Below are 11,927 nucleotides of genomic sequence, written 5' to 3'. Positions count from 1 at the left end.
ATTTGTAAAATGAGAGGTGACAATATGTCTCAATATGAATGCCTAAATGACGAAGCCATAGATTTGGAAATGGCTAACGTTAAAAATATAATTGACACTAATATAGTAGAAGGTAAAGCTGATATATTTAAAGTATTAGGTGATTTAAATCGAATTAAAATCGTAGAACTCCTAGCGCACTATAAGCAATTATGCGTGTATGAAATTTCACGATTTATCGATGCGTCAGTCGCAACGACGTCTCATCACTTAATTACATTACGTAACAGTGGTGTGATAACGTCAGAAAAACACGGTAAACGTGTTGTTTATGCCTTAGAAAATGAAGAAGTGATGTCTTTACTAGATGTAGCGAAAGATATTTCGATGATGACTGAAAAAGTTTAATAGGAAAATTATAAAAGACCGCAAAGAAAGTACTCTCGGTAACCGCAGGTGAGAAAACTTTAATTTGTGGTCTTTTTTGTATAGAATGGTAGAAGTATTATTAAGGAGTGTGAATTATGACAAACGAAGAAAAATTTAACAGTGATCGATTTGAACAGCCAGGACCAAGTTATCAAGCTGTTACAACGGAAATAACAGAAGACAATGAACAACGTATTATTTTAACAGATGTTGTTTCTGAACAACCTGAAAAGAAAGAAAAGCATATTCCTGAATTTCAAGCAGAGTTAAAAACAAGAATTGTTGAAATGCCCGATGCGATTTATAAAGCATCTGGAGTGAAAATATTAGGAAAACGGATTAAATCACTTTTATTTACAACGGATGTAGCGATTATCAAAAACAGTAATGCTCAATCCGTGATTGCTGTCTATCCATTTACGCCACAATTAACTATTATGCAATCGATCGTTGACGTAGCTTCAGTGCCTGTTTTCCTTGGAGTGGGTGGTGGAACAACGACCGGTCAAAGAAGTGTAGACCTTGCCTTTCAAGCTGAGCAAATGGGAGCTTATGGTGTCATTGTCAATGCGCCGATGAAGAAAGAAGTGATTACAGAAATCAATAAACGCATTGATATTCCTGTGATTGCGACAATTGCGAGTGACAAAGATGATTATATTACGAAGCTAAACGCTGGAGCAGACATGCTGAACGTATCGGCAGGAGCCAATACAGCAGCCTTGGTTAAACAAATCCGTGATGAAGTGGGACCGATGGTGCCAATCATTGCGACCGGAGGGCCAACTGAGGAATCAATTGAAGAAACGATCGAAGCGGGTGCGAATGCTATTACCTTTACACCACCGACAAGTGCTGAAATATTTGCAGAAGTCATGGTTAATTATCGTTCGCAGTCTAACTAAATTACAAATCAGAATTATTACATTGAGCAGGGAGTTGAGAATCACTTAACCTTTTGGCTCTATTTTAATAGGCATTCTTATGAGTTTTCTATGATGTGTAACAGAAATTGTGAAAACTTTTTGCGATCAGCATCTGTAAAAGCTTTCGGTCCTTTAGTACGTATACCGCTGTGTCTTTCCATCGCACTAAAGTGTCGACGATGTAATAGCATATCGATATTTTCTTGGGTATATTCATAACTTTTGTGGTGAATGATGCGACATTTCTTAGGCAATAATAATGATGCGAGTCCGTAATCTTGAGTGACGATGATGTCGCTTGGCTGAGCAAGTTGGACGATTTTAAAGTCAGCGCGATCGGTACCAGTTTCTACATAAATGACTTTGACAAAGTCTGGATATGTATCAAATGTATAATGAGATATACTAGAGACGATGACAACTTCGAGATGAAATTGTTCGGCTAGTTGGATGACTTCGTTTTTAACAGGACTTGCATCTGCATCTATGAGTATTTTGATAATGGAACTCCTTTCTTAAGTGTATAGTTTAATTTCATATGAGTATTATGATAAATCAGGGACAAAAAGTCAAAAAACTAAAATAGGACTATAGATTAATAGTCATATGAGAAAATATTTACTATAATAAATAGTAGTTAAAAATAAGTATTGTGGAGGGGATACAAAGAATGAAGCCAGAGAAAAAGTCAACGCTAGAACGTGTGGGTGTTCTTGCAGTGGCATTTATTGTTCAGATTGTGTGGTTTGTTATCATTATGAACAATATCGTTTCTTATTCAGCTTATATTCAGTTTGCTTTCACTTTTGCATCAATTATCATGGTCTTGTATCTAGTGAATAAAGACGAGAGTCCAGCATATCGAATGAGTTGGATCATTGTCATTACTTTATTCCCGTTATTTGGTGGGATTTTATACTTAATGATAGGTAACAAGCGACCAATAATTTGGATGCGTCGAAGCGTGGATTTATTACAAAAGCTGCATTCAAAAGAAATGACATCGGTTCCATCAGCGCAAGAATATTTAGAAAAGAAAGATAAAAGACTTTCTGCTTTAAGTCAATATATAAGCAATTATGCGCACCTGCCGGTGTATACAAATACTGACGCAAAGTATTTTCCGAATGGAGAATCGGTGATGTCATCATTAATATATGACTTGAAACAAGCAAATAGTACAATTTTTATTGAGTTTTTCATCGTAGAAACAGGCGTAATGTTTGATTCGATTTTTGAAGTATTAAAGGAAAAGGCCAAAGAAGGTGTCGATGTTCGGTTCTTATATGATGATTTTGGATCTATTACACGTCTACCTAAAGATTTTGATGAGCAACTTGAAGAGTTAGGTATTAAAGCCTTAAAGTTTAATCCGGTAAAGCCATTAATTTCAATGGTCTATAATACTCGTGACCATCGAAAATTTGTCATTATTGATAGTGAGATTGGTTATACGGGTGGTTTAAATATTGCGGATGAATATATTAATGTGAAGGAACGCTTTGGTTATTGGAAAGATAATATGGTTCGAATTCAAGGTCCAGCGACATGGAATTTAACGAATTTATTCTTAAATATGTGGAATTCTTTCTATTATACGGACGAATCCTATGAGCCATTTCGAATTGATCATATTATGAATGAAACACGTGAAATACAAGAAGATGAAGCAGCAATGAATGAGATGGGCTTCGTTCAGCCTTTTGGAGATACGCCTTTGGATGTTGAACCCGTAGGGGAGAATGTCTACCGTGAAATTTTAAATAATGCCCAAGATTATGTGTATATTTATACACCGTATCTCGTCATTTCATATGAATTGCAAACAGCAATGCAATTAGCGGCTAAGCGCGGAGTAGATGTTCGCTTAATGACACCCGGCATTCCGGACAAAAAGATGGTATTTAGGTTGACGCGTTCATTTTACAGGCCGTTAATGAAAGCTGGGATTAAAATTTATGAATTTACCCCTGGTTTTTTACATGCAAAAACGTTTGTTTCAGATGACAAGGTAGCAACCGTCGGTACGATTAATTTGGATTACCGGTCACTTTATTTGCATTTTGAAACAAGCACGATATTTTATTATCACCCAGTGATTGAAGATATTAGTAAAGATTTTCTAGATTCTCAAGCGAAATCTAGACGTATCCAGTTGAAAGATATTCAAGTGGGTCTCGTCGGTAGTGTTTGGGACGCAGTTCTTCGACTTATAGCACCATTTGTTTAAAAAAACCAAAAAAATGGAGGAACAATTATGAAATGGGAAGATTTACGTCGTAGTAAAAATGTTCAAGATCGTCGTGGTCAATCAGGTGGTTTAGGTCGTAACCGAGGGGGCTCACGCTCATCGATGGGTGGGGGATTATTAAATTTGTTGTTTCTAATACCCGGTAAAGGTAAGTGGGTTGTCCTTGCTGTCATTCTATTCTCCGTTTTAGGTGGAGGCGCCTTAGGTGGCTTAGGTGATTTGCTTGGTGGCAACAATATGACCAACCAACAAATGAAATTCAAGTGAACAATGAGGCGCAACAAAGTGAGACAGGCGTCACTGATGATGAGTTTAACTTTGTCTCTTCTGTATTAGCGAGTACAGAAGATTTTTGGAATGAGTCATTTTCCACTGAGAATATGACTTATGACGAGCCAGGTATGGTAATATATGAAGGTGGGACTGCAACGTCTGGTTGTGGTTTTGGAAGTTCTCAAGCAGGTCCGTTCTATTGCCCTGCCGATGCGAATGTCTATATTGATTTATCTTTCTGGCGTGATTTATCGCAACAATACGGGGCGCCAGGAGATTTTGCGATGGCCTATGTTGTTGCTCATGAGGTTGGTCATCATATCCAAAATGAAATTGGTGTGATGGATGAATATAACGAAGTGAGACAAACATTGTCAGAGACAGAAGCAAATGAACTAAATGTGCGTTTAGAATTACAAGCGGATTACTTTGCCGGAGTTTGGGCTAAATATGCTCAAGAAGAAGGCTTGTTAGAATCCGGGGATATTAATGAAGCCCTACAAGCAGCTTTTGCGGTTGGAGACGATACGATTCAAGAACGGGCAACCGGTCGGGTTGTACCAGATAGTTTCACTCACGGATCAGCAGAGCAACGTCAAGCTTGGTTTATGCGCGGCTTTGAATATGGAGATTTTGAACACGGAGATACATTTAATACGTATTTGGAGAATGAATAAAAAGTAAAAAATGAAGGTAGGTCTACTTGTTGTAATGAAATTTATATCAGAGTTTATCAAATCAGATGTTGGGAAAATATTATTATCGGTACTTGGGATGTTTTTAGTATTGGGTGTTTTATATAGTGCTTTCTATCCGTCAGAAGAAGAGAGATTACAAGCAGCCCAAGAAGATATTAGTATCTTGTTTGAGGATCAAAATAATCAAGTATTAAGATCCGATGTCACCCAAGAGGAGATTCAGCAAGCAGAAATATCTGCCAATAAGCTACCTTCAGACTCAAGAGAAGAATTAAATAATACAGTTGACGAAGCTCAAACGCAGTTTGAAGTCTTAGAAGCCTTATCACCGGTATTCGCAGGGAATCCTTTAATGGATGAAGTCCCTTTAGTTAGAGAAGGAGTTACGCCTGATTTAATTGCTCAAACTCAAAGTGCTTTACCAGATGAAGAGAATGAATATGTGGCTAAAGGCAATGATTTATTAAATCAAGCCCCTGGAAAATTACAAGAGATGGATGCATTAAGAAGTGAGCTGGAGAATTTTACAAGTATTGAAACAGTGACTCGTAGTAACTTATATGAAGTTGTTCAGTTAGCTAATGAGTTAACCGATAAAGCAGGTCACTTTACGGATCAGCCGTATATGGCGCAAACTTATGAGTCATATCATCTATCAATGGATAATTTAGTCGCGGCGATTATAAACGGGCATAGTTACGGAAATTATGAGCAGCCAACCTTGGATGCGATTTTCGCAAACCCAGTACTGAGTGAACGACTAAAAGGAACACCACTCAATCCGTCGCCTCAAATTGCTTTAACTTTCGATGATGGACCAAATATGGAATATACCCCGCAAATCTTAGAGATACTTGCAGAAAATGGTGTGAAAGCAACATTCTTCGTCTATGGGGCTTATGTTGATGATCATCCTGAGATGGCAAGACGCATAGTTGAAGAAGGACATATCATTGCGAACCATAGTTATTCACATCCTGATTTCAGCCAGATTTCGGATGAAGAAGTAATTCAGGAAATCGAATGGACGCAAGAATCAATTGTGGATGCAACGGGCGTTGCACCAACCTTATACCGAATGCCATTTGGTGCGGGAGGTCCTCGGGTTGTTCGTCTACTTTCAGATATGACGTCAATTATTTGGAATGTGGATTCCTTAGACTGGGAACTTCAAGACGCAGAGTTAATTTATCAGAATGTGATGGCGAATTTATCAAATGATATGCTCGTTCTGATGCATGATACAGCGCAATATACAGTTGATGCAGTGGCGCGCCTTGTCCCTGAATTAATTGAACAAGGGTATGAATTCGTGACACCGATGGAATTAGATTTCCAACATCGTTTCTTTGCGGAATAATCTATATATATTCTAAATGCAGCCGTTGTGAAAATACAACGGCTGCATTGATATAATAGACGAAAGCCTTTTAATAATCTATAATATTAAAGAGAAGATAAGTGAGAGGAGTGATAAGATGAAAGAACGTGACGTTCAAAAAGAACCATTAGATCAAGTAACCATTCAAGAGGATGAGTCAGTAAAAGTCTTTGAAGGGTTAAAAAATTCAGCTATTATGAGTAATCCGCAATTATTAGATATACTTGATTTAAATGCTGAGCAATTAACTTATTATTTAGAAGATGCGATCTTAGATAATCCTTTTATCGATTTAGAGTATAGTATTGAACAACAAATCCCAGCTTTTAAGCGTTTTGAAGGTACGAAACAAGCCGAAGAATTAAAAGAAAGTACCCAAAGTTTAGATACGTATTTGTTTGAGCAAATATTATTATATCGCCATACTGATATCCGTGATGCGATGGTTAAATCGATAGAATACTTAGATGAAAGAGGCTATTTACCTTATACAGTAGAAGAATTAGCTAAGAAAATTGATATGCCAGTGATCGTTACATTAGATGCGGTGACATTAATTAAGCAATTGGAACCTGCTGGTATTGGGGCTTATGATTTAAAAGAGTCGATGATGATACAAACGGAACAGGACTTACATGCACCAAATGTAGCATACTATTTATTAGAAGTGTTTTTCGAAGAGTTACGTGATAAAGATTACGCTGAGATTCAAGATCAGACGCAAATTTCTAATGAAGAGATTATGGAAAGTGTAAATTACTTCCATACATTGCGCACCAACCCAGCTGCTTTATTTAATCAAGTCGACAAGATTAACTTGATTCCGGATGTAACTGTTACGCCAGTCGGCGACGGCTTACAAATACGCTATAATCGTCAATACTATCCAAAAATTTCTTTTAACCAGACTTATTTTGATGAGATGGCAGCTAAAAAAGATGAAGAGTTAAATAATTATATTGAGCCGCATGAAGAAGGCTACCAACGCTTAGCAGATAACTTGCGTATCCGCGAACAACTAATTTTAGAAGTGGTCATGTGTATGGTTAAAGCCCACAAACGCTATTTCTTAGGGAAAGATGAATATAAGGCAACGTTATCGATGAAGGATATTGCGAAAGAAACCCGCTTACCTGAGCCGATTGTGTACCATATTGCATCGAATAAGAATATCGAATTTAACAAGCAAGTTTCAGCCTTTACAGACTTTATTAATACATCCCGTTCACTAACACGTGATGGACTGTCTGCAAATTATATTAAAGATACGATTAGCCAAATAATTGATGATTCTGATCGAGAGCTCACGGATGAAGAAATCGTAAGCATCTTACTCGAAGATAAAATCATAGTAGGCCAACAAATTGTTAAAAATTACCGTAAAAGTTTAGGTAAATAAACAAAAGCCCGTCACCTTTTTACAGTGTGACGGGCTTTTACTATGTCATAAATTATTATTCAGAATCTGAAGAAGTTTCGCCTTCAGAATCTGCGAGCGAGAAGATACTCGTTGTACTATTATTTAAATGATACGGCGTTAATGTATCAGCCTCTCCATCGTAATGAGCTAAGAGTACTAAACGGTTTTCTAATTGGCTGAGAGCTTCATTTAGGACTAAAATATCATGTTCCTCAATTAAATCCTCAGCTTCTTCATAAGGCATACCAACAACGATACGCGCGATATAATTTGTTTCGCCACCTAATTCAAGCGAAATTTGGTCCACGGTAATATCAAGGGGCTCGTAGACTTCATTTTCACTGAATGTTTCTTGAAGTGTTTCGATCGTTTCAGGATCTATTTTTTCATAATTCATTTCTTTTTCGTCTTCTGGCATCGCTTCTGTGTAGAACTCATCGATGGCTACACGTAAGTCACTAATGGGAATTGAATCAGGTAACGTTGTCGCAGGGTAGCGATCTTGTCCAATAACTGTTTCGTTAAAGACATTGTCAAAGGTATTATTCGCTGGCGTTGATTCAGTTGCCTCTTGAGCAACTTCCTCACTTTGACTTTCTGTTTGCGTTTCTTGATTTGGAGTCGTGACACTTTCAGGTTCACTCGTAAAGTAACTACACCCACTTAAAGTGAAAAGTAGAGTGAGTAGTAAAAGTTTCTTCATATATATTTCCTTTCGACATGCATATTCTTGTAAAATTGTATAAGCATTGTAACATGAATCTATAACAGAAAGATAACAAGTATATTGCAATACACGTTAAATAAGGGATAAATAAAGTATTATGAGACAATTCAAATATTTTTCTCATAGAATTGTAGCTTTTTTAATCAATAAGTTGTAGTATATGACTATGATTTTATTATTGGAAGGATGAGAGTTTTGACTAAGATAACACCAGAAACGATTAATTGGGTCGAGTTAGGCTTCGGATATATTGATACGGGAAAAAAATTCCGTGCATATTATAAAGATGGCGAGTGGTCTGAAGGACGTATTGAAACAGAAAAGAATGTCTTCATCTCTGAAGCATCAACAGCACTTCATTACGGACAACAAGCCTTTGAAGGAATGAAAGCTTACCGCACTAAAACAGGCGAAATTCAATTATTCCGTCCAGAATTAAATGCACAACGTTTAATAGATTCAGCTGAAAAATTACTAATGCCAGCGTATCCAGAAGAAGATTTTATTAACGCAATTCATGAAGTTGTACGTGCCAATGAAGAGTGGGTCCCTCCTTATGAAAGTGGAGCGACTTTATATATTCGTCCATTATTAATTGGAATCGGCGATACAGTTGGGGTTCAACCTGCAAAAGAATATTTATTCACTGTTTTTGTGACGCCTGTGGGACCGTATTTTAAAGGTGGAATGGCGCCGTCTAAATTCTTAGTGAGTGATTTTGACCGTGCGGCACCAAGAGGAACGGGAGCACAAAAAGTTGGTGGAAACTATGCAAGTAGTTACTTACCAGGAAAACTTGCGAAGGACCAAGGGTATAGTGACGCGATTTATTTAGATCCAGCGACTCATACGAAGATTGAAGAAGTTGGTTCTGCGAATTTCTTCGGTATTACAAAAGATAATAAATTTGTCACACCTAAATCGCCATCGATTCTACCAAGTATTACGAAACGTTCGTTAATTTGGTTAGCAGAAAACCGTTTAGACTTAGAAGTTGTCGAAGGCGATGTTTATGTGGATGAATTAGACCAGTTCAGTGAAACGGGAGCTATGGGTACAGCTGCGGTCATTGCGCCAATCAGTTCAATTACGCATGGTGATAAAGAGTATACTTATACAGACGGTGTTAAAGTAGGGGAAATTACCCAACAACTTTATGCTGAATTAGTAGGAATTCAAAAGGGTGACGTTGAAGCACCTGAAGGCTGGGTTCAAACCGTCGATGTAACTAAATAAGTTTATTAAAGCTGCACTATCGTTTGATAGTGTAGTTTTTTTATTAAAGTATAATTATTTATTAAATATAACGGTTATATATTGAACCCCTTAAAAATGATTGGTAATATACTAAACAGTCAAATTTCAAGGGAGGGAATATCGATCGTTACTATTGTTAATTTTATTTGGTTTATTATAAAAAGCGTGGGCAAGTTTCTTTTAACCGTTGTTTCATTAGCTGCCCTAGCTGTGATTGGAATTAACTTGTTTGTTATTCTCTCAACAAGTTCGAATGTCGTCGATGCGAACGAAATAAATCAAACTATGAATGATGATGTGCCAATCCTTGTACTTGGAGCGGGCGTTGTAAATAATGAATACCCGAGTCAAATATTAGCGAATCGTTTAGATAAAGCATATGAAATTCATTTGGAGAATCCAGATAATCCGCTGATTATGAGTGGAGATCATGCGGACCAATACTACAATGAGGTCGGCGTTATGAAACAATATCTAGTCGACAAAGGGGTGCCAAGTGAGCAAATTTATTTAGATCATGCAGGTTATTCCACACATGCAAGTTTATACCGATTAAAAGAAGTGATTGGTGTGGATCAAGTTGTGATTGTCACTCAAGGTTACCACCTTCCGCGAGCTCTACTACTTGCTAAAGGCTTAGGCTGTGAGGCGCTTGGGGTAGCTGCTGAAGAAGTAAATTCTACTCGCTTTGAACGCGAATTTAGAGAGGTATTTGCTAGGTTGAAGGATTTTGGGATTGTTTACCTAGGATATGAAGATGATCAACCGGAGATGAATCTCGGCTTTAGTCTCGAACACTCAGGTGATTTAACCGACAGCAAAGAAGAATTAAATTAAAATGAGAATTCAATTAAAAATAAATTGACTTAAGTCACATAATAGCGTAATATGAATTTAACAATTTATCTTATACCATCTTGGTTAGCGACAACAAGAATAAACGGTGCATAAATTGATTCAACGACATCACTTGAAAGTCCGTTTAGTTAAATCTGAACGGGCTTTTTTAGATTAAAAGGAGAGATTCATTTGACAAAAATCATCGCATTTGGTGTGACACCAGAAGAAGCAGAGGTAATGGAGCAATGGTCGAAGGCGCATTCGATTCGTGTCGAAATGACACCAGAATATATAACGCCAGAGACAGTTCACTTAGCAGAAGGCTTTGATGGGATAACGAATATGCAAGTTTCCGATATTGTAGAGCCTGTCTACTCGAAGCTCAAAGAGTTGGGAATTCCAGTTATTGCTCAAAGAAGCGCCGGCTATGAAATGTATGATTTAAAAGCAGCGAGTGACAATGATGTCATCATTACAAATGTCCCAAGTTACTCTCCAGAATCAATCGCAGAGTTTGCCGTCTACGCTGCCATGCGTCTGATTCGAAACAGTGATGAAATCGACCAAAGGGTGGCGTCACAAAACTTCACCTGGGAGCCAAGCATTCGAAGTCATTCGATTCAAAGCTTAAAAGTAGCTGTTATCGGTGTCGGTCGAATTGGATCAAGAGTCGCAAAAATATATAAACATGGCTTTGGCGCTGAAGTGGTTGGGTATGATATTGTCGAACACGAAGAGTTCAAAGAGCATGTAGTTTATCAACCTGACTTGCAAACAGCGATCAAAGATGCTGATATTGTGACCATCCACATGCCATTGACTGAAGACAATTATCATCAGTTTAACCATGATTTATTCAATCAGATGAAGCCGGGCACAACGTTAATTAATGCAGCCCGCGGTAAGATTGTGAAGACTCAAGACTTAATTGAAGCGATTGATCGTGGACAAATTAAAAATGCTGCCTTAGATGTTTATGAAGATGAAGGGCCGTTTATTCCTCAAAATTGGGAAGGAAAGACAATTAAAGATGAAGTTTTCCTTCAAATTCTGAATCATCCAAACATACATTACACGCCACACATTGCTTACTATACAGATATTGCTGTTCAAAATTTAGTTGAAGGCGGATTAAACTCAGCTTTAGAAGTAATTAAAACGGGGACAGATCAACATCGTGTGAATTAAATGATAAAAAGATTAAAATAAAATTGAAATATGTGTTGACTTATAATAATGAGTCAGTTATATTAGATACAACAAAAACGTACTGAAAGGAACATTCTCGATGACTAAACTTCTTTGCATACAATTATCATCATATTTTTACAGCTACTTTAGATAGTGTTTGTATCTGACAACGATAGATACAAACCGTAAACGTTAACGTTTGTATCTATGAGGAGCTGTCAATTATGATGCCCGCATAGATAACTAATCGAAAGATTAAAATCTAAAGCGGGTGTATCAAAGAGGTTCACCTATATAGAGGATAAGAGAAGTTCTTTACCCCTGTTAGATTTTAATCAAATCTGACAGGGGTTTTTTGTTATGGCTCTTTGTCAAATAGGGTTGATGACTCATTTTAATCAAGATCAAGCAGCATAGGTTGTTGCTTGATCTTTTTTATTTGTCTGAGGGACATATAATCGCGTCATAAGTAAAATACGGTCTCTAAAATGACTGTAATTTCGATAGCCGTAGGCTGTTCGTTTCAATACTTTAATTTTATTATTAATACCTTCG

11 protein-coding genes and 1 pseudogene are annotated in these 11,927 nt (G+C 37.2%); 9 read left to right on the top strand and 3 right to left on the bottom strand.

Going from position 1 to position 11,927, the window contains the following annotated elements; all coding sequences use genetic code 11:
* The first annotated feature begins 24 nt into the window (after positions 1-24).
* Both ACEN4N_RS00655 and ACEN4N_RS00650 read left to right on the top strand, forming a co-directional pair.
* Positions 25-387 (top strand): metalloregulator ArsR/SmtB family transcription factor, encoded by a 363-nt coding sequence (locus ACEN4N_RS00655; RefSeq protein ID WP_138404293.1) that lies wholly within the window; start codon positions 25-27, stop codon positions 385-387.
* 308 nt (positions 388-695) lie between these two features.
* On the top strand, positions 696-1,313 hold the full coding sequence (locus ACEN4N_RS00650; protein ID WP_380706379.1) for a hydrolase: 618 nt from the start codon (positions 696-698) through the stop codon (positions 1,311-1,313).
* A gap of 77 nt (positions 1,314-1,390) precedes the next feature.
* Here ACEN4N_RS00650 and ACEN4N_RS00645 read toward each other — a convergent pair whose 3' ends face one another.
* Positions 1,391-1,834: a YaiI/YqxD family protein gene (locus ACEN4N_RS00645; RefSeq protein ID WP_407093539.1), complete on the bottom strand. Its 444-nt coding sequence runs from the start codon at positions 1,832-1,834 to the stop codon at positions 1,391-1,393.
* A gap of 170 nt (positions 1,835-2,004) precedes the next feature.
* On the opposite strand from ACEN4N_RS00645, the gene cls reads away from it, so the two are divergent.
* The 4 genes and pseudogenes from cls to ACEN4N_RS00625 all read left to right on the top strand — a co-directional run bounded on the left by cls (position 2,005) and on the right by ACEN4N_RS00625 (position 7,336).
* A complete protein-coding gene (cls, locus tag ACEN4N_RS00640) occupies positions 2,005-3,564 on the top strand; it encodes a cardiolipin synthase (protein ID WP_407093488.1) in 1,560 nt (519 codons plus the stop codon).
* A gap of 27 nt (positions 3,565-3,591) precedes the next feature.
* A pseudogene (locus tag ACEN4N_RS00635) lies at positions 3,592-4,535 on the top strand (neutral zinc metallopeptidase).
* A gap of 34 nt (positions 4,536-4,569) precedes the next feature.
* Positions 4,570-5,916, top strand: a complete 1,347-nt coding sequence (locus tag ACEN4N_RS00630; protein WP_407093487.1) for a polysaccharide deacetylase family protein — start codon at positions 4,570-4,572, stop codon at positions 5,914-5,916.
* Between the two features lie 118 nt (positions 5,917-6,034).
* Positions 6,035-7,336: an RNA polymerase subunit sigma-54 gene (locus tag ACEN4N_RS00625; RefSeq protein ID WP_407093486.1), complete on the top strand. Its 1,302-nt coding sequence runs from the start codon at positions 6,035-6,037 to the stop codon at positions 7,334-7,336.
* 55 nt (positions 7,337-7,391) lie between these two features.
* On the opposite strand, the gene ACEN4N_RS00620 is transcribed toward ACEN4N_RS00625, so the two are convergent.
* Complete coding sequence (locus ACEN4N_RS00620) at positions 7,392-8,060, bottom strand: hypothetical protein (RefSeq protein ID WP_138404287.1); 669 nt, start codon at positions 8,058-8,060, stop codon at positions 7,392-7,394.
* A 219-nt stretch (positions 8,061-8,279) separates the two neighbouring features.
* Here ACEN4N_RS00620 and ACEN4N_RS00615 point away from each other — a divergent pair, with 219 nt between their 5' ends.
* From ACEN4N_RS00615 to ACEN4N_RS00605, 3 genes are all read left to right on the top strand, one after another.
* Positions 8,280-9,320, top strand: coding sequence for a branched-chain amino acid aminotransferase (locus tag ACEN4N_RS00615; RefSeq protein ID WP_407090437.1), 1,041 nt, complete (start codon positions 8,280-8,282; stop codon positions 9,318-9,320).
* 186 nt (positions 9,321-9,506) lie between these two features.
* Entirely contained in the window at positions 9,507-10,178 is a 672-nt protein-coding gene (locus ACEN4N_RS00610; RefSeq protein WP_407090438.1) for a vancomycin high temperature exclusion protein, read from the top strand.
* 192 nt (positions 10,179-10,370) lie between these two features.
* Positions 10,371-11,369, top strand: a complete 999-nt coding sequence (locus ACEN4N_RS00605) for a D-2-hydroxyacid dehydrogenase (RefSeq protein ID WP_407093485.1) — start codon at positions 10,371-10,373, stop codon at positions 11,367-11,369.
* Positions 11,370-11,776: 407 nt separating this feature from the next.
* Here the strand turns inward: ACEN4N_RS00605 and ACEN4N_RS00600 are convergent.
* On the bottom strand, positions 11,777-11,927 hold a 151-nt coding region (locus ACEN4N_RS00600; RefSeq protein ID WP_138405300.1), incomplete at its 5' end, for a transposase.

It is taken from the genome of Ruoffia sp. FAM 20857, assembly GCF_045528645.1.
GTDB classification, from domain to species: Bacteria; Bacillota; Bacilli; order Lactobacillales; family Aerococcaceae; genus Ruoffia; species Ruoffia halotolerans.
Note: the sequence above shows the minus strand (reverse complement) of the source record. Positions and strands in the feature narration are given on the sequence as shown.

What these genes read in the sequence shown, in the direction of transcription:
- ACEN4N_RS00655 (WP_138404293.1), top strand. Translation starts at nt 25, where the DNA reads ATGTCTCAATATGAATGCCTAAATGACGAAGCCATAGATTTGGAAATG.
- ACEN4N_RS00650 (WP_380706379.1), top strand. Translation starts at nt 696, where the DNA reads ATGCCCGATGCGATTTATAAAGCATCTGGAGTGAAAATATTAGGAAAA.
- cls (WP_407093488.1), top strand. Translation starts at nt 2,005, where the DNA reads ATGAAGCCAGAGAAAAAGTCAACGCTAGAACGTGTGGGTGTTCTTGCA.
- ACEN4N_RS00630 (WP_407093487.1), top strand. Translation starts at nt 4,570, where the DNA reads ATGAAATTTATATCAGAGTTTATCAAATCAGATGTTGGGAAAATATTA.
- ACEN4N_RS00625 (WP_407093486.1), top strand. Translation starts at nt 6,035, where the DNA reads ATGAAAGAACGTGACGTTCAAAAAGAACCATTAGATCAAGTAACCATT.
- ACEN4N_RS00620 (WP_138404287.1), bottom strand. Translation starts at nt 8,060, where the DNA reads ATGAAGAAACTTTTACTACTCACTCTACTTTTCACTTTAAGTGGGTGT.